General features: G+C 37.2%; 11 protein-coding genes. 1 reads left to right on the forward strand and 10 read right to left on the reverse strand.

The features are described from left to right. Positions 1 to 24: 24 nt before the first annotated feature. The 9 genes from ahcY to gyrB form a co-directional block, all read right to left on the reverse strand. Positions 25 to 1422: an adenosylhomocysteinase gene (gene ahcY / locus ACFING_RS00625; RefSeq protein ID WP_375629155.1), complete on the reverse strand. Its 1398-nt coding sequence runs from the start codon at positions 1420 to 1422 to the stop codon at positions 25 to 27. A gap of 713 nt (positions 1423 to 2135) precedes the next feature. After that, complete coding sequence (locus tag ACFING_RS00630) at positions 2136 to 3134, reverse strand: complex I NDUFA9 subunit family protein (protein ID WP_375629158.1); 999 nt, start codon at positions 3132 to 3134, stop codon at positions 2136 to 2138. A 44-nt stretch (positions 3135 to 3178) separates the two neighbouring features. After that, on the reverse strand, positions 3179 to 4498 hold the full coding sequence (locus tag ACFING_RS00635; RefSeq protein WP_375620875.1) for a bifunctional folylpolyglutamate synthase/dihydrofolate synthase: 1320 nt from the start codon (positions 4496 to 4498) through the stop codon (positions 3179 to 3181). Between the two features lie 4 nt (positions 4499 to 4502). Beyond that, complete coding sequence (gene accD, locus ACFING_RS00640; RefSeq protein WP_375629161.1) at positions 4503 to 5423, reverse strand: acetyl-CoA carboxylase, carboxyltransferase subunit beta; 921 nt, start codon at positions 5421 to 5423, stop codon at positions 4503 to 4505. A 1006-nt stretch (positions 5424 to 6429) separates the two neighbouring features. Further along, positions 6430 to 7128: a sulfate transporter family protein gene (locus tag ACFING_RS00645; RefSeq protein WP_375620874.1), complete on the reverse strand. Its 699-nt coding sequence runs from the start codon at positions 7126 to 7128 to the stop codon at positions 6430 to 6432. 1877 nt (positions 7129 to 9005) lie between these two features. Beyond that, entirely contained in the window at positions 9006 to 10427 is a 1422-nt protein-coding gene (coaBC, locus tag ACFING_RS00650) for a bifunctional phosphopantothenoylcysteine decarboxylase/phosphopantothenate--cysteine ligase CoaBC (RefSeq protein WP_375629164.1), read from the reverse strand. A gap of 68 nt (positions 10428 to 10495) precedes the next feature. Beyond that, positions 10496 to 12082, reverse strand: coding sequence for a 2-polyprenylphenol 6-hydroxylase (gene ubiB / locus ACFING_RS00655; RefSeq protein ID WP_375629167.1), 1587 nt, complete (start codon positions 12080 to 12082; stop codon positions 10496 to 10498). Positions 12083 to 12084: 2 nt separating this feature from the next. After that, on the reverse strand, positions 12085 to 12867 hold the full coding sequence (ubiE, locus tag ACFING_RS00660) for a bifunctional demethylmenaquinone methyltransferase/2-methoxy-6-polyprenyl-1,4-benzoquinol methylase UbiE (RefSeq protein WP_375612796.1): 783 nt from the start codon (positions 12865 to 12867) through the stop codon (positions 12085 to 12087). 118 nt (positions 12868 to 12985) lie between these two features. Next, positions 12986 to 15418 (reverse strand): DNA topoisomerase (ATP-hydrolyzing) subunit B, encoded by a 2433-nt coding sequence (gene gyrB / locus ACFING_RS00665; RefSeq protein ID WP_375629169.1) that lies wholly within the window; start codon positions 15416 to 15418, stop codon positions 12986 to 12988. A gap of 1255 nt (positions 15419 to 16673) precedes the next feature. On the opposite strand from gyrB, the gene ACFING_RS00670 reads away from it, so the two are divergent. Then, on the forward strand, positions 16674 to 17579 hold the full coding sequence (locus ACFING_RS00670) for a transporter substrate-binding domain-containing protein (RefSeq protein WP_375611372.1): 906 nt from the start codon (positions 16674 to 16676) through the stop codon (positions 17577 to 17579). 11 nt (positions 17580 to 17590) lie between these two features. On the opposite strand, the gene ACFING_RS00675 is transcribed toward ACFING_RS00670, so the two are convergent. Further along, positions 17591 to 19123 carry a YifB family Mg chelatase-like AAA ATPase gene (locus tag ACFING_RS00675; protein WP_375629172.1) on the reverse strand — a complete coding sequence of 511 codons (1533 nt, stop codon included), beginning with the start codon at positions 19121 to 19123 and terminating at the stop codon, positions 17591 to 17593. Between the last annotated feature and the right edge of the window lie 310 nt (positions 19124 to 19433).

Below are 19433 nucleotides of genomic sequence, written 5' to 3' on the forward strand. Positions count from 1 at the left end.
CCTTTTTTAACCCAAGGAAACGTATTAGTAACGGTAATGGTTTGGTTTATAAGGTCCTTGTGGTGAGACTCCAATATAAGCGGCTTGTTCTTCTGATAAAACACTTAATTTTATTCCTAACCGATCCAGATGTAGACGTGCAACCTTTTCATCAAGATGTTTAGGCAAAACAGTGACTTCATTTGTATAGTGTTCTGAACGGGTAAAAAGTTCAATTTGCGCTAAAACTTGATTAGTAAACGAGGCCGACATGACAAAAGAAGGATGCCCAGTCGCATTCCCGAGGTTTAACAAACGCCCTTCAGAGAGCAAAATGATGCGTTTTCCATCGGGAAAGGTGATCATATCAACTTGTGGTTTAATATTTGTCCATGGCAAATTTCTAAGGGCAGCGACTTGGATTTCGTTATCAAAATGACCAATATTTCCAAGAATACACATATCCTTTACTTGTCGCATATGATCTAAACGAACAACATCTTTATTGCCTGTTGTCGTGATGATAATATCAGCACTGGAAGCAGCATCATCCAAATTAACAACTTCATAGCCATCCATAGCGGCTTGAAGAGCGCAGATAGGATCAATTTCTGTTACTTTAACACGAGCCCCAGCACCAGAAAGAGATGCTGCTGAACCTTTTCCTACATCACCATAACCACAGACAATGGCAGTTTTACCAGCGATCATCACATCTGTTCCACGTCGAATACCATCGACCAATGATTCTTTACATCCATATTTATTATCAAACTTTGATTTAGTGACGCTATCATTAACATTAATAGCAGGAAAAGGTAGAAGTCCTTCTTTTTGTAACTGATAAAGACGGTTTACACCTGTTGTGGTTTCTTCGCTTACACCTTTAATTGCCGCGCGCTGTCGTGTAAAAAAACCTAGCGTTGCATCCATACGCTTTTGTATTTGTTTGAAAAAAATTTCTTCTTCTTCTGTTTTGGGATGCGATAAAATATCTTTATTTTGTTCTGCACGACTTCCCATTAAAATATAGTTTGTGGCGTCAGCTCCATCATCTAAAATAAGATTGGAAGGATTACCATCTGGCCATTGGAAGATTGCATCTATATAAGTCCAATATTCTTCCAATGTTTCACCTTTAATGGCAAATACAGGAATGCCAGTTGCGGCGATAGCTGCTGCTGCATGGTCTTGCGTAGAAAAAATATTGCTAGAGCTCCATCGTATATCGGCGCCAATCGCTTTTAATGTTTCAATTAAAACAGCTGTCTGAATTGTCATGTGCAATGAGCCAGAAATACGCGCTCCGCGCAAAGGTTGACTGGAAGAAAACTCCTTACGACAAGCCATCAAACCAGGCATTTCTGTTTCAGCAATATCAAGTTCTTTACGACCATAAGCAGCAAGTGCAATATCTTTGACAACAAAATCTTGAGCTGCCATTCTTCATTCCTTTAAAATAAGTTTTTCCAAGACGGTAGGAGAAATTAAAAAAAAATGCAAGACAAGAAGAGGACTTCTTTATGTGAAAAAGCTCTTTTAAAATCTCCATAAATTTGTGCAACAAATATGCATTTATGGATCTGAGTAGTGATGTTGCTGACGGAGTAGGAGATCTTCATGATAAGTTTTATTATATAAACAAAATTCTATCCTTTTCACGTAACTTTAAAGCTTTTAAAAGTCTCCAGAGGGAATACCTTTTAAATAATAAAAATGGTGCATTGCTTTACAGTTTTTATATTGATTTTTATGGGATAATATCGAAAGTAGTATACTCGTATTCTACTCACTTATGCGGTTGTTGAAAAAGGAAGAATTACTTTAATCTCATTATTAAGCTTTTTAGCAAAATAATATAAATGTAAAGCCATAGATTATCATGTTTATGGATAGGCAGTTCAGAATCGGTTCTTTAGGATTCCAATGTTGCACCTGCTCTTGGATAAAGACAGTTTATAAGAAGTGCTTTTCTCCTGTTTTCAACGATTTTTATCAAAAGACTATAGATATACGATTAAACATTTTTTGTGATACTGAATAGAGTATTTAAAATGTAAAAACATCACTCTATTGAACACTCTGATTTTAAAACCGCTAACAACGCGCTATGAATTATAAATCAAATAATTAACTCAGTTTTGGAAGAATTTATTCTAGACGAGTAGGTTTTGGGAAAATTGACCATGTGGACGAAATCGCCAGAGATAACTTGGCAAGAATGCTGCCATTGCTCTGGGGGTAATACCCACACCTTCTAGAGTATATCCATTTTCTATAGCTTCTTTAGAGACAATGTTATCCATTTGCAAAAAACGTATCTGATTGGCTGTTACGAGTGTTGGTACAAAAGGCAATTTACCGATTGTTCCCAAAATTCCTCCAATCAATAGACCGACAGAAAGAGGCATAGATAGGATTGTTTTTTTACGGTGAATAATTTTGAGTATATTTTCAAGAGTATTTTGGAGGGTGATAATCTGGGGACCACCAAGATCATAATTTTTTCCCCAAGCAACCTGTCCATCTAAAGCGCGCACGATAAACTCAGCAACGTCACCAACATACACGGGTTGCAATTTGCTTTGTCCACCTCCAAAAAGAGGCATAATTGGTAAAAAACGTGACAAATCTGCTAAGGTGTTAAAGAAACAATCCTCTGGTCCAAAGATAACGGATGGACGGATAATAATTGCTTGAAGATGCTTGTTGTGAATGATTTGTTCACCCATAAACTTAACACGTGCATAAAGACATGAAGCATTCTCGTTAGCCACAAGTGTTGACATATAGATGAGCGGAATACCAGTTTCTGCTGTTAATTCAGCAACATTGTAAACACCATCAATTTGTGTGTTTTTAAAATTCGATTGACTTGCTTGTTTTAAGCTACCAGGCAAAAACACTGCCGCATCAGCTCCAAGCAACGCGCGTGCAACAGAGGCACGATGCTTGATATCTGTTTTAAGCATTTGGGTTTGTCCTACTTCTCCTATTTGGAGCATATAATAAGCTTTTTGTGGACAACGAACAGCGATACGAACGCGATATCCCCGCTTAGTCAAAGTTTCAACGACATGTCGTCCTACAAAACCGGATCCGCCAAAAACAGTAATGAGTTTAGGATGTTGATAAAGTGCACAATCAAGTTGCATGATTAAAAAGTCTATCTTTCAAAGCTTTAAAAATAGCTAATTATCTAGCACGGTGGTGTTTTATTGTCACGCAAAATATCACCCGCAAGATAAAGAGAACCACTAATAAGAACAATAGCCTCTTTATATTCCATTTTAATTTTATGTAAAGCATCTTGTAGGTGCGCTTTTGGGGCAGCAGGGATTCCTACTTTTTGGGCTGATTTAGCTAAGTCTGTTGGAGAGATACTGGCATTATTGTTAAGCAGCGGTATCGTATATACTTTATCGACAAGGTTAGCTAAAGGACGAAAATAACCGACAGCATCTTTGGTATTAAGCATGCCAGCAATCATAATAATGGGGCGATCTGTTTTTTTTCTCCATTGTGTAAGTTCTGCCGCAATAACTTTTCCTGCAGCAGGATTGTGACCACCATCTAACCATAAATCAATATCAGGAGATAGTTGATCAACCAAAAGTCCTTGGGTAAGATGCTGCATTCGTGCGGGCCAATAAATATTTTTCAAAGCGTCATTTATGGTTTGTTCTGAAAGTTGAAAACCCGCTTGATAAACTGCTTCAAGAGATGCACCAGCATTAGCAATTTGGTGGTCTCCAATAAGGTTAGGAAGAGGAAGATCCATGAGACCTTGATGGTTTTGAAAAACCATACGTCCATGTTCTTTATAGCTTTGATAATCTTGATCAAAGAGAGCATAAGATGCTTTATTTTTATCGGCAAGGGGTATTAAAGTAGCAAGAGTTTCTTCATAATTCTGCTTTCCGATGACCACTGGAACGTTTGGTTTTATAATTCCCCCTTTTTGAAAAGCGATTTGAGCAATTGTGTTTCCAAGAAAGCTCTCATGATCATAATCAATGGGCATAATAAGCGATACAGCTGGTTTGTTAACGACATTGGTAGCATCAAAACGTCCTCCCAATCCAACTTCTAAAATGACAACATCAGCTGGATGTATACTAAACAACATAAAGGCAGCGGCTGTAAAAATTTCAAAAATAGTAATCGGCTCTTGACGATTTACTTTTATAATTTCACGGATTGTCTCAGCCAATTGGTTTTCTGTAACAAGTTGACCACCTCCTTTTTGACCTAACCGGCAGCGTTCATTCCAGTTGACGAGATGAGGTGAGCTATAAACATGAACGCGGTATCCTGCACTTTCCAAAAGAGCACGGCAAATTGCTGAAGCAGATCCTTTGCCATTTGTTCCAGCGATGTGAATAACAGGGGCAAGTTTTAAATGTGGGTTACCAAGACGCTCTAAAAGGTGAACAATACGCTCTAAAGAAAGATCAAATTTTTTCGGATAATTTCTTAGTAAATCATCCACCACCCTTTGTATTTGACTTTGTTGCATAAACTTAAGCTGCTTTTGTCCTAGAAAGCGATGTTTGAGAGTCTGTTGGGGATGGATCGGAAGGGTTAAAAACAGCAGGGCGTTTCATCATCAAGCGTAAAATACGCGCAATTGTTGTTTTCAGTTCTAAACGCGATACAACCATATCAATCATACCATGTTCAAGCAGATATTCACTACTTTGAAAACCTTCTGGTAGGGTTTCGCGTATAGTTTGTTGAATCACACGTGGACCAGCAAAACCAATCATAGCGCCAGGCTCGGCAATGTGAATATCACCAAGCATGGCGTAAGAAGCAGTAACACCACCGGTGGTTGGATTAGTCAGCACAACAATATAGGGAAGCTTTGCTTCTTTCAACATTTCAATCGCTACAGTTGTACGGGGCATTTGCATCAACGAGAGTGTTCCTTCTTGCATTCGTGCACCACCAGAAGCAGCAAAAAGAACCAGCGGACGCCTTTCAGCAATGGCAGTATCAAAAGCTTTGATAATAGCTTCTCCTGAAGCCATACCAAGTGATCCACCCATAAAGGCGAAATCTTGAACAGTTGCAATAATTGGTAAGCCTTCAATCGTACCACGTGCACTTAAAATATTGTCATCAACCCCAAGTTTAGAACGATAATCTTTTAACCGGTCAATATAGCGTTTTTCGTCACGAAATTTTAAAGGATCTGTTACAACTTTTGGATTTTCAAGAGCTGTATAAACACCATCATCAAAAAAATGCATGAGACGATTTTTAGCACTGATACGCATATGATGACCAGAATTGGGAGCTACAAATTGATTAGCTTCCAGATCTTTATGGAAGACCATTTCACCACTGGTAGGATCTTTAATCCATAGATTTTCTGGAATTTCACGGCGCCCCAATATAGAGTTAATTTTAGGACGAACATAATTTGTAATCCAGTTCATCTTTATAACCTTCCTTTAAATATTGTGCATCTTTTTCATGATTTGAAAGAATATAGAACTTAAGCAGTCACATTTACTTTACCGGTTGAACAAAGGAGTCTATTTAATACTTTTATCAGCGTACGTATAGCTTGTTTTTTAATTTTTAATTTTTCCCATATCATAACAATCATATGCATCATGAAGAGTATTCCCTATAATAAATTTCTCATAAATTCTAAGAACTTACATGTTTGTATTTTTTACTTTGGTGTTAAAATTTACTCCTTGCGATGGTTAACAAACGCCTTATTTTTAATAAAAAATGAATATCCAATTAATCATTCGTATCAACAGTTTTGAAGAAAAGAAACCTTATAGTATAAGGCGCTAACAAGGCTAAAATAATCCATTAAAGATAATGAATACAATAACGCTATATTAGCGAAACGCTAACATCAGAGCAAGATTTTTTTCAAAAGGTTTCTTTAAAGCGCACGCTTTTTACAATTAAAATAGAATACGCTCAAAATATCATTATATTACTCATTTACGTGCTTGTTTTACACAGATATCTTTCAATAATTTCCAAAACTCTCTTATGAAGAGTATACACTCTCCATGAATGGTATAAAAGACATTATGCTATCCGTTTTTACTGAAATAGAGGGTACAAAGCGGCACCATCATATTCTTTTTCAGTTTTCAATACGACGATAATGTTTGCATTAAGAGGATTCATATAAAGATATTTCACGCTTTTTTGAAAGTACTTTTATCCGCACACCACCTCCGTTTATGACATATTAACAAACGATTTCAATTGATCCAATATGAATAGGATTAAAATGAGAAACCCTCATAATATTTAGGTTTTTCACTCATGTCATAAAACGATAAATTATCATTATAAATCAATATATTGCCTTAATAAAAAGAAAAGCATAAAATTTTATATTATGCTTTTGGGGGCTTACAAGTTTTGTTTGATTTAAAGTTAAGGAGCATTATTTTTGTGTGATGCGTGCTATGTCTTTTGGGAAAGCGTTTTGTGTAAATGTGTCATAAAGGCGGCGGCAAAAAGCGGTGTTGCTAGATTAATAATAGGAATCGAAACAAAAAGCGCTATCAATAATCCTGCGCCAAAAACCGTTGTGTAATGAGTATGTAAAAAAGCACGGGCATCTTGTTCTGTTCGAAAACGGTAAGCCGCAAACAAGAAATATTCATGACCGAGCAAATAACCATTAATAAGATAAAAAGCAATTAAATTAATACCTGGTATGAAGAATAAAATAAAAGCAATTCCATTACCAAGAAGGCTTAAAATAACAAATTTAAAGGAAATGATAAGAGAACGCTGAAACGGCAAAGCTTGTCCAATAGGCTCGTTTGGATAATCCTCTTTTTCAATGATTTCAGCAGCAGAGTCAATGAAAAAACCACCAATCATAGCTGAGATCGGTGCAATCAAAAAAGCCAACAAAAGAGCCAAACCAAGATTAAAAATGATAAGCATGCTAAAACCAATCCATCCCGCCCAACTAGGGAGTCCAGGAAGAAATTGAGCAATCCAGGGCCAAAAGTAAGACACAAAAAGTTGGTGCACACATAACCATAAAATGGTGAGAATGAAAAAAGTAACCCCCAATGCTTTCAGTATCATAATACGATATTGCGAGGTTAGAAGACGTTGTAAAGCACGATAAGCAGCAGTAAAAATCATAGATTAGTAAATTAAGGAAAGAAGCAAAAAAAACAAGAAATATATTTATTGTATGATTTTTTCTTTCTTTGAATTACAAGATTTTTTTCAAGAACATTATAAAAAACGGTTAAGGTTTCTTTGTTAAAAATAAAGTTTGAATAAATAGAAATTTTGATTTTTAAAAACAAAGAAGAATTTAACAAAGTAGCTGTTGTAGAAGAAATTTTTAGTATTTTTGTACATAGTGTAGATTATTGCGTTTATATGATATATGTAAAAAATTAAGGAATAAAAACTATTTGGTAGAAAAGTTGTTTATTTCTATTTATTCAGTAGAGTTATCTAACTTCGTTTATCTAAATGTTTAATTGTTTTGCACAATTCCTAAAATTCTGTACTTTTCTACTATTTGGCGGCATGCTTTTGCCTCTCGCTTTCAAAAAAATATTGAGTTCAATGGAATAGGGGTAACGTAGTAGCTCCGTAGATATTCTAATTTTGGGCAACAGAATGATTAATATGATAGAAGTGGAAAAAATAAGCTTAGGCGATTGACCGTCAGATCCCATAGAAGAGCAGTTTTTTGAGAAGAAGCAAAGAAAGGGAGAAACCACGGATGCTTAAAAATGATGAGATTTTGAATTTTAAAAGCTATAAGTGCAATGAAGTAAGCATTCATTGAAGCACTTTTCATACAAGTGGTGCACTGTATCAAATAATTTTTAGATAATAACACCACTAATTTATCGAAGAGAATTGATCATTTTCAACTTGAATAAGAATCCCAAATATAGAAATATTCTTTAATTTCAAAGACTCTATTCAACATCAAAAAATTATTTACGTACACATTATAGGCGAGACCAATGTATGGATACAAAGCTTTCGATAAAGGAATAAAAATGCTTCTCATGAAACATCACAATGTGAGGATATCATGGATAAAATTCTAGTTTTTGTGGTCTTGGTATTCTGGAGAGAGGACATACACATTTAATCTTAAAGACCGATCACTGAGGAAAATAATAAAGGCTTCAGTTTCATAAACTTATAGACAGTGGTGCAGTGAATTTTGTCTACACTCTTTATAAGCGTCAGTGTGAGATATGCTTCAAATTGCATTGAGATGTTATAATATCATTGATTTATACATTATTTTTCATAGCGAATAAGAGCTCAAAATAAAGTTGTCATATTTTCTCATTAGCTGCTCTCATTATGAAACAATCAAAATCATTTATTTGCATATCATAAATATGACCAATATGGGGATAAAAACATTGAAGAAAGAAAATGCTTTTTATAAATTTTATCCATTACAAGAGCTTTGTCAAAATTGATGGTAGCCAAAGTGAATGATAGCTTGTTTTTTATAAGCTGGCGAGACAGTGGTGCAATAGATTCTACTTTTATGAAGGCTAGGGTGAGATAGGATTTTAAAAAAACATTTCCCAACGCTCATCATACCCATTTCGCAACAGCGTTTGTGAATGGTATATGGGTAAAGCTCTCGTGAATAATATAAAACTTATAGGGCATCACTAACTTTACGCTTAATAAAAAGAGCACGCTGGCACCATCATCCTCAGTGTTGTCCGAGACAAGCCCTTGGTGCTTGAGATGGTCCATTATAAGCGCTTTTAGTTCTTTCTTAAACGTTTTGTATTCATACAGTTATCCTTGTTTAAAACGTGCAAGAAAATGATTTTTATTGATTCAATATGAGAGAGATTGGAAATAAGAGAATCTTACGATGTCTGGGATTCTAATTTAATATGAACAATGCTAGGTTATCATTATAAATCAAAAATATTATATACTAATTGAGATGGATAGACACCTATTGTCAGTTCTATTTTATAAGGTGTTTTAATATCAACGCGTTTGAAGAGTTCTTATTTGCAAAGGGGTATATTTTTCTCATGAGGAGTAGATGTTTGGGGGGCAAAAAATGATACAATCACGTTTGCTAATTTTTGCGCTACGTGTTGTTTACTCATATGGGGCCATTGTTCAACTTTTTTTCTACTTACGAGATAAACTTGATTTGTATCAGCACCCATGACACTTGTACCATCTAGTTGAAGAGAAATATCATTAGCAAGAATGAAATCAGCTCCTTTTTCAACACATTTTTTTTGCGCATTGGCAATGATATCACATGTTTCAGCAGCAAAACCAATGACCAATGAGGGGCGGTTTGGAGCGTGTCCAATCGTTGCTAAAATGTCAGGATTTTCAACTATATCAAGGGATGGTGGTATTTTATGAGCATTCTTTTTAATTTTGTGTAAAGACTGCGTTTGACTGCGCCAGTCACAAACAGCGGCAACAAAGATAGCACCATCAGCAGGCAATGCGGTTTGAACGGCTTGTAACATCTGTTGTGCTGTTTCAACATGAATGGTTTTTACTTCTTGTGGGTCTGCAAGATTAACAGGTCCACAAATAAGTGTTACTTTTGCACCCAAATGCGCAAGAGCGGTTGCGATGGCATGGCCTTGTTTACCTGAAGACCGATTAGCAATATAACGCACTGGATCAATTGGTTCATGGGTAGGACCAGAGGTAACGATGAAATGGCGGTCAGAGAGAGGTTTTTCATGCACATTCAAAATAGTCTCTATGGTAGCGACAATAGTTAAAGGTTCGCTCATGCGTCCATATCCTATCTCGTCACGTTCAGCCATATTTCCGATTTCTGGTCCGATGATATGAACGCCATCTGCGCGCAGTTGTGCAACATTGCGAATAGTGGCAGGATGCGCCCACATGGACGGATTCATGGCGGGTGCAATTAAGAGTGGACAGCGTGCCGCTAAAAGAATGCAATCAGTCAGATCATCTCCTATGCCATTGGCTATTTTTGCAATGCGATTGGCTGTAGCAGGGGCTAAAATAATAAGGTCAGCATTACGTGCTAAACGGATATGTCCGATATCGTGTTCTTCTTCGCGTGAAAATAAATCAGTATATACAGTACCACCGCTTAAAGCTTCAGCGGCTAAAGGCGTAATAAACTTTTGCGCTGCTTTTGTCATTACAACTTTTAAATGTGCTCCACGTTCTTGTAAACGGCGAATCAAATCAAGTGCTTTATAGGATGCAATACTTCCACCAATAATAAGAAGGAGAGATTTTGATTTCAATGATTGCATTTCAACAGCGCTAGTATGAAGGGGTTGTGTGGTGAGAGGAGTGGGATTGCTTAAAAGGCGTCGGACTTCTTCTTCCATAGAAATACCATTTTGCGCGGCGCGTATGCGTAAAGCTTCTTTGGTTTCAGGAGACAGGTTACGAATGGTAATACTGGCCATAAAATACCTCCAAGAAATAAAATGATTGCAATGATTTCATTGTTGATATTTTTAGCATATTAAGGAGATTAGAAAAGATGAAAAAAGTAAAAAGTAAGACAAGCGCAACAAAGTGCAATGATAAAAAGACTATAACGACCATAACGGTTTCTATGACTTTGTTCCACAGCAAGTTGTTTGAGGGTAGCAGGAGAAAGATTAAAACCTGTTTTTCTCATTTGATTGAAATCTTCTTCTATCCGTTGGAAATTTTGAACCAATTGTGGTGTTTTGCGTGCCAGCGAAAGGAGAGCTTGTGCTCCTTCACTAAAGTCTTTTGCAACGCCTACGGGTCCTAAATTTTTACTAATCCATTCTTTGACAACGGGTTCAGAAGCTTTCCACATATTAAAAGTGGGGTCTAATGTGCGGGCAACGCCTTCCACGACAACCATCGTTTTTTGCAACAATAAAAGTTCAGGTCGCGTTTGCATGTCAAATAATTCAGTGACTTCAAACAATAAAGTGAGCAATTTAGCCATGGAAATGCTTTGTGCTGATTGTCCGTGAATTGGTTCGCCAATAGCGCGGTTGGCTTGCGCAAAGCTTTCGATATTATGGTGTGAAGGAACATAACCTGCCTCAAAATGGGCACGTGCAACCCGATGGTAATCGCGGGTAATAAAGCCATAAAGAATTTCAGCAAGGAAATGCTTTTCTTTTTTACCAAGCCTTCCTGTAATGCCTAGGTCAACAGCAACAATACATCCTTTTTCATCTACAAATAAATTACCAGGATGCATATCGGCGTGAAAAAAACCATCACGCAATGTATGGCGAAGAAAAGATTGAATAAGCGTAATAGCGAGCGCCTTCAAATCAAAACCTGCTTCTTTAAGTTTGGAAATTTCGGATATTCTTATACCATCAATCCATTCCATTGTAAGAACATTACGTCCTGTCCGTTCCCAGTCAATACGTGGAACCCGAAAGCCTGTATCATGTTGAATATTTTCAGCCATTTCAGATATAGCTGCTGCTTCTAAGCGTAAATCCATTTCAAGTCGTGTTGTTTGTGCTAAAGTATCCACCACACAAACAGGACGAAGCCTTCGAGAGGCAGGGATATAGCGCTCTTGTAAATGAGCAATGAGATAGAATCCTCTAAGATCTTTAGAAAAACGTGCTCTGATATTGGGACGAATAACTTTTACAGCACATTTTTTCTTATGGCCAGTTTCATCACTGTATTCAGCTGGATGAACTTGAGCAATAGAAGCGGCGGCAATGGGGGGATAAAAATTTACGAATAAATCATCAATAGAGCGACCAAGAGAACTTTCAATTTGAGCAATAGCGGCAGTGCAAGAAAATGTTTGGACACGATCTTGTAGCTGTGACAAATCTTCCGCAATATCACGCCCAACAATATCAGGTCTTGTGGCAAGAAATTGACCAAGTTTTATGTAAGAGGGTCCAAGCTTATTAATGGCATATGAAATATTTTCAGATCGCTGTTTCTTTTTTGTTTTGCGTCGTGCTAATGCATTCGCTATACGATGACATAGCGCTGGAAATCCTTGAAGATCATCATGAGGAAGAGCACTTAAAACACCTTCACGTGTTAAAACCCATCCTGCACGCATCAATTGAAAGTAAGGGGAAATTTGCACCATTTTTAAATTTTCCAACCTGAATGCAGCGCCGCAATCGCACCGGTGAGATTGCGGTACGATACCCGCGAAAACCCCGCATGCTTGATCATATGGGAAAAATCATCTTGCTTAGGAAATTTGCGGATAGATTCAACCAAATAACGATAAGCATCGCCATCATTTGCGATAAATTGACCTAGCTTAGGGATAGCATGGAAAGACCAAAGATCATAAATTTTATCGAGCCAAGGCATCTCGACATTTGAAAATTCTAAACATAAGAAACGTCCACCGAGCTTTAAAACACGAAAAGCTTCTCTAAGAGCTTGATCAATATGAGGAACATTGCGAATTCCAAAAGCAATCGTGTAAGCGTCAAAGCTTTGATCTTCAAAAGGTAGATTTTCTGCATTGGCTTCAACAAAATCAATCAGAGGGGCAAGACCATTTTTTTGTGCGCGTTTTTTGCCAACGCTGAGCATTGAGCCATTAATATCAAGCACTGTAGCATGGGCTTTTTGGCGTGAAGCATTAAGAATACGAAAAGCAATATCACCTGTACCGCCAGCGACATCAAGAACTTTCCAATGAGAAAGTGCTGGTGGGGAAAGCCAAGCAATCATGGAATTTTTCCACACACGGTGTAGCCCTAAGGATAAGATATCATTCATCTTGTCATAATTTTCAGCAACAGAATGAAACACACCATCCACCATGGATTGTTTTTGTGTTTCATCTACTATTGTAAAACCAAAAGAGTGCTCCATGCCACCCTTGGTTCCTACACGTTCTGTTTCAATTGCCATGTATATGATCTTCCTTATTTTTCTTTTATCGTAAATGAAATAGAGAGGGAATGTTCAACTACGAAAAAACAACGTATAAAACTACGACGTTTACACAGCCAAAAACAGAAGAGTACCTTTAGATATCAAGATTGGCAACGCTTAAGGCATTGTCTTGAATAAAAATACGTCTAGGTTCAACTTCATCACCCATGAGACGAGAAAAGAGTGAATCTGCATCGGTTGCATCATTAATCTTTACTTGTAAAAGAGAACGTGCATTGGGATCAAGCGTTGTTTCCCAAAGTTGTTCAGCATTCATCTCCCCAAGACCTTTATAACGTTGAAGAGTAACACCTTTTTTACCGTTTGTAAAAATGCTCTCTAAAAGGCTCATAGGACCAAAAATACGCTCTGTTTTATCTTTGCGACGTAAAAGAACAGGAGGATGATATATGTCGATAAAATTTTGAGAAATGCGATCAATTTGGCGTGCGTCAGTTGAATTTATAAGTCCCACATCAAGCGTAACAACATCTTTAACACCACGCAAAATACGCTCAAAACATAAACTTCCATCTGCTGTATATTGTCCACTCCAACCTTGTTCCATATCATCAGCAATCAGATTAAGGCGGTGTGCTGTAGTATCTGCTATTTTTTGCGCTTTTTCTTGTGTTGCAAAGACTTCAAGATTAAAAGCGCCAGCAATTGCTGCTTGTTCAACAATATTACGGTCATAACGGGTATGAAGACCATTTAAAAGTTGACGTAATATACGAGCATCTTTAGCGAGTTGATACAAATCAGCTCCTGCACGAACTTCTCCCGTTGAAAGCTCAAGCGTTGTTTCTTCTAATCCAGTATCGATCAAGAATTCTTCAAACGCTGCTTCATTTTTAATATATTGGGAAGATTTTCCACGCGATACTTTATAAAGAGGAGGCTGAGCAATATAAAGATGTCCACGTTCAATCAACTCGGGCATTTGTCTAAAAAAGAAAGTGAGCAGCAGAGTACGAATATGGGCTCCATCAACGTCCGCATCCGTCATGATAATAATCTTATGATAACGTAATTTATCCGGCGAAAATTCATCCTTACCGATAGACGTTCCAAGAGCTGTAATAAGTGTTCCAATCATATCAGATGAGAGCATGCGGTCGAAACGTGCTCGTTCAACATTGAGGATTTTACCACGAAGGGGTAAAATTGCTTGATTTTGACGTGAGCGCCCACTTTTTGCTGAACCGCCAGCCGAATCCCCCTCGACAATAAAGATTTCTGATTTTGCGGGATCTCGTTCTTGGCAATCGGCAAGCTTTCCTGGTAGAGAAGTGATATCAAGTGCCCCTTTTCGTCTTGTGAGTTCACGTGCTTTGCGTGCTGCTTCACGTGCTGTTGCAGCTTCTACCACTTTACTAATGAGAAGTTTTGCTTCATGAGGATGTTCTTCCAGCCATATTGAAAGACCTTCATTGACCAAATTTTCAACAATAGGGCGCACTTCAGAAGAGACTAACTTATCCTTTGTTTGTGAAGAAAATTTTGGATCAGGAACTTTGACAGAAAGAATAGCTGTTAATCCTTCACGGCAGTCATCACCGGTTAAGTTCACTTTTTCTTTTTTAGCAATACCTGAAGATTCAGCATAGCCATTAATTTGGCGTGTAAGGGCACTTCTGAAACCTATCAAATGCGTTCCACCGTCACGCTGAGGGATATTATTGGTAAAACACAAGACCTTCTCATGATAGGAATCATTCCACCACAGGGCAACATCAACGCTCATACCATCCTTTTCACTTGCAATATAAATAGGAGTATCAAGCAGAGCTTTTTTTGATTGGTCAATATATTTCACAAACTCTATTAATCCACCTTCATAATGCAATTCAACGGATTTAATATCAGCATGACGCTCGTCAACAAGAAGAATATAAACCCCAGAATTTAGAAAAGCTAATTCCCGTAAACGACGCTCTAAAGTTTCAAAATCAAACTCAACCATAGTAAAGGTTTCAGAGCTTGGTAAAAATCTAATTTCTGTTCCACTTTCTTGATCGCAATCGCCAACAACTTTTAATGGAGCATCAGCTACCCCGTGGGTAAATGATATTTCATGAATTTTACCATTGCGTTTGATTTGCAATTTAAGCCAAACGGATAATGCATTCACAACAGAAACGCCAACACCGTGTAATCCGCCTGAAACTTTATAAGAGTTTTGATCAAACTTTCCACCGGCATGAAGCTGTGTCATAATAACTTCAGCGGCAGAAATACCTTCTGTTGGATGGATATCTGTCGGAATTCCACGTCCATTATCACGAACAGAACAAGAACCATCAGCATGGAGTGTGACGTTTACAAGAGTTGCATGACCGGCTAAAGCTTCATCGATAGCATTGTCTACAACTTCATAGACCATATGATGTAACCCCGATCCATCATCAGTATCACCGATATACATACCAGGACGTTTGCGTACAGCATCAAGACCTTTGAGAACTTTGATAGAAGCGGCATCATAGTTATTGCTTTGTGCTGGTGAGGTTATTTCATCACTCATAAGTTAGTCCATTCCTGTGTTCAATTTACAATATTTTATCCGCTTTTTTAAAGCTCAATGTTCTGATCAGTTATTTATGGAATAACCACATTAAATATTTACCGTATATCAGATCTAGATTCAATATCTGTCGATATATAATGGAGAGAATGATAAAATGATAGTGTACTGTTATGCTGTAAAACACTAGGACGGTGATATAAGGCGAATAAACACTTATGACTTATACAAAAAACTGTTTCATAAACGATGCTATTTACTTTGTTTATTTTTGCATATGCGTAATGTTTCAGAATTAGTTATGCATTTTTGTGTTACACTAATAAAGGTCTCACTTGTTTTATCCATAAATCAATTTTTCAATCCTAATTCTACCATATATTTAAAACAAAGGTTGCGAGCTCTCTAAGCAGTTCAAACTTTTGTATGTTAGATTGAGGCGAAAATATTTTGTATATTGGTTTGTGTTATCTTTAAAATGTGAAAAACGCTTCATTTGAGGAAAATATAAATGCGTAAATGTAAAAACACGTTTCTACGATCATCTTTTATATTCAACTTTACAATTAAAAAAACGTCTACGGTGATGTTTTTGAATAATGAGGGTAATGACGAATTATCTTACGCTTTTGTTTCTTGCATTCTCGTGAGGTTGCATCACTCATTCAAAACAAAACGCCATTGTACTGTTTATTCACGCGCTTTTTTAAGGAGCATCTCTCAATGTTCCCAAACTCATTTTACAACGATGTTTGAATAGTATAACGCAAAATGCCCTGTGAATACTACAAGATTTATGTCCTCCATCTTTCCCATCGTGACAATAAAGTGCAAATCAGAATCATCATTTTATTTTTCAGCTCTTAAATGTTGGTGCAACCTTAATATTGAGAAAACCCTCGGCATTTGAGGGGTATTTTTACTCTTTTCTTCAATAGTATCTATATACTTCCTAGGTTGTGATACGCAAGGAAATGGTCTTAATATTTTAAGGTACGCGGGATATTTTGATAAAATAAAGTGTACCACTAAAGTATATACAGCTTATTTCTTATATTAAAAAATTAAATCGCTTTTCTCTAAAATTACTTTTTATATATTCATTTTGGAAAATTAACATCAGAAATCTAAGCATTTTCAATGGTTTCAAAAATAGCAAGAATTTTATTTATTAAACGCCAGATATTTTGGTGAAGTGCGTTAGATAATAATTAAGAAGTGTTGCATCTTAGTTTTGAAAAATGGGGGAGAGATTTTGAAAATAAAAAAATCTATATATGTGAAACATCTTCAATTGCGTTTACAGTACTTTTTATTCAATAATCCATACAATATTTTTATTCGTATTTTATTTGTAGCAGGGGGGGTTCTATTTTCCTCTTACGCAGAAGCTGAAAGGCTGCCTTCTTTTTTTGATTCGCATGAACATTTGGTACAACCTGATACAACGGATATCTTTCGTTTGCGTTTTGTAACAACTTTTGATTTTCCTCCTTTTAATTTTATTGATCAATCGGGGTATCTTGCAGGTTATAATATCGATTTATTGCGCGCTATTTGCTCAAAATTAAAATTAGAGAAGCTTTGTGAAATAGAAGTGATTCCTTGGAAAGAGCTTTTAGAACATGTTAAAAATGGTGGTGCAGAAGTCATTATTGCGGGTTTAAAAGAAACAAGTAAAACCCAGCAAGATCTTGTTTTTACAAAGTCATATTTGCGCTTTCCAGCGCGATTTGTTGCTTCTCGACGTTTAAATCTCGATGAGCCAATAAGCGATCAATTGATACATTTAACCAGTGGTGTTTTGTCTAAAAGTGTTCACGAAAAACTCTTTCAATATTATTTTCCTAAAGCCAAATGGCAAGGGTTTAAAAAGAGAGAAGAGCTCTATAAAGCATTACAAGAGCGTAAAATTGACCTTATTTTTGATGATGGATTTGCTTTATCATTATGGTTCAAAAAACAAAAATCTGTTGATTGCTGCCATTTTGTTGGGGGGGCATATATGGCGCCACAGTTATTGGGGCAAGGAATGCAGCTTGCTGTTGCAAAAAAGAATGAAAAATTGGTTGATATACTCAATTATGCGCTGAAATCTCTAGAAGAGGATGGTAAACTTACAGAACTTTATTTGCGTTATTTTCCAATAAGTTTTTTTTGATGAGTAGTTTTTTAATTAAGGGCTGTTAATCTTTCTGCGCCTAGTCGATAGGAAATAGCTTCTGCGAGATGATAGCGGGAAAGAGTATCTGATCCGTCAAGATCAGCAATTGTGCGTGCAACTTTGAGAATGCGATGATAAGCGCGTGCGGAGAGGTGCATTTTTTCACTCACATCTCGTAAGAGTATGGTCGCACTTTTATCAGGAATGGCAATCTGTTCTATAATTTTGGCAGGGCAATCGCCATTGGTACGAATATGATCAAACCCCATTGTTGAAAAACGTTTAGCTTGAATGGTACGGCACCGTGCGACGCGTTTGGCAACGTCGCAGCTTTTTTCTGATTGTTCTGGTTGCATAAGGTCCATAGCCGTCAAAGCAGGGACATCAATCCGTAAATCAATTCGGTCAAGCAGAGGACCAGAAATACGGGACTGATAATCGATTTGACAGCGTATCCCTTTAGGGCAAACATGGTCTTTTTCGCCTGCCATACCACAACGGCAAGGATTCATTGCGGCAATAAGTTGGAAGCGAGCAGGATAGCTAATATGGTGATTAGCGCGGGCGATAACTGACTCCCCACTTTCTAAAGGTTGACGAAGAGAATCAAGAACCTGTGGAGAAAATTCAGGCAATTCATCAAGGAATAACACACCATTATGAGCAAGGGAGACCTCTCCCGGTCGTCCTTTAAGCCCTCCACCAATCATTGCGGCCATGGAAGCAGAATGATGTGGGGAACGAAAGGGGCAATGAAGTGAAATGGTATTATGAACCGTTTCTCCTGTAATAGAAGCAATCAGAGAGACATCTAAAAGCTCACGGCTATCAAGAGGTGGCAAAATGGAAGGTAAGCGTTGCGCTAGCATAGATTTTCCAGCACCAGGGGGACCTACAAACAAAAGGTTATGGCGTCCAGCAGCACAAACTTCTAAGGCACGTTTGGCTGTTTTTTGTCCTTTGATTTCGCAAAGATCTGGAAGTTCAGTTTTGATAGTATATTGGCGCGGTTGTGGACGTTTTTGAATTTGGGTTCCTTTGAAATGGTTGACTATAGTGAGCAGAGTCTCTGGGGCAAGAATATTTATTTCTGCATTTGCCCATGCTGCTTCAGGTCCACATTGGAAGGGACAAATTAGTCCTTTATCGAGTGATAAAGCTGTCATGGCAGCTGGTAAAACACCATTAACGGCGGTAAGTGAACCATCCAGTGATAATTCTCCTAAAATGACATAGTCTTGAGCTACTTCGGGAGGGAGGATTCCCATAGCAAGCATTAAGCCTACGGCGATTGGCAAATCATAATGCGATCCCTCTTTAGGCAAATCAGCTGGTGCAAGATTAATCGTAATTCGTTTAGTAGGCATAGAAAGTCCACAAGCGTGGAGGGCTGCTTGTACACGTTCACGGCTTTCTGCAACTGCTTTATCAGCTAATCCAACAATAGCCATTCCTATTTTACCAGACGAAATCATAACCTGTACATCGACAGGGACTGCCTCTAGACCGCGAAAAGCAACAGTTGTAATACGTGCGATCATTTATTTATTTTCCCCCTTTAGACCTGGTAGAGACAATCATATCTATTTATAAAAATCAAGAAGCATCTCTATAGCTTTTTTTATAGAGAGAACTATATACGTGGGCAGTTTTTTAGCATTCCCATGGAAAGTCATTTGTACAAATTTAACCATGATGATATGGGACGCAATAAAACATTTATAATAAGCTAAATAAATATGTTAAGAAAAAAAGAATGAGGCTGTTCGTGTTATACAACAGTGCAAAATTTTATGAAAATATAAGGGGAGGATAACGTTATGTATCGCAGAGTGTTATTTGATGTGATAA

It is taken from the genome of Bartonella sp. AP150HLJHH (assembly GCF_042196385.1).
GTDB lineage: Bacteria > Pseudomonadota > Alphaproteobacteria > Rhizobiales > Rhizobiaceae > Bartonella.

What these genes read in the sequence shown, in the direction of transcription:
- ubiB (WP_375629167.1), bottom strand. Translation starts at nt 12,082, where the DNA reads ATGGTGCAAATTTCCCCTTACTTTCAATTGATGCGTGCAGGATGGGTT.
- accD (WP_375629161.1), bottom strand. Translation starts at nt 5,423, where the DNA reads ATGAACTGGATTACAAATTATGTTCGTCCTAAAATTAACTCTATATTG.
- ACFING_RS00630 (WP_375629158.1), bottom strand. Translation starts at nt 3,134, where the DNA reads ATGCAACTTGATTGTGCACTTTATCAACATCCTAAACTCATTACTGTT.
- ubiE (WP_375612796.1), bottom strand. Translation starts at nt 12,867, where the DNA reads ATGGCAATTGAAACAGAACGTGTAGGAACCAAGGGTGGCATGGAGCAC.
- ahcY (WP_375629155.1), bottom strand. Translation starts at nt 1,422, where the DNA reads ATGGCAGCTCAAGATTTTGTTGTCAAAGATATTGCACTTGCTGCTTAT.
- gyrB (WP_375629169.1), bottom strand. Translation starts at nt 15,418, where the DNA reads ATGAGTGATGAAATAACCTCACCAGCACAAAGCAATAACTATGATGCC.
- ACFING_RS00675 (WP_375629172.1), bottom strand. Translation starts at nt 19,123, where the DNA reads ATGATCGCACGTATTACAACTGTTGCTTTTCGCGGTCTAGAGGCAGTC.
- ACFING_RS00635 (WP_375620875.1), bottom strand. Translation starts at nt 4,498, where the DNA reads ATGCAACAAAGTCAAATACAAAGGGTGGTGGATGATTTACTAAGAAAT.
- coaBC (WP_375629164.1), bottom strand. Translation starts at nt 10,427, where the DNA reads ATGGCCAGTATTACCATTCGTAACCTGTCTCCTGAAACCAAAGAAGCT.
- ACFING_RS00645 (WP_375620874.1), bottom strand. Translation starts at nt 7,128, where the DNA reads ATGATTTTTACTGCTGCTTATCGTGCTTTACAACGTCTTCTAACCTCG.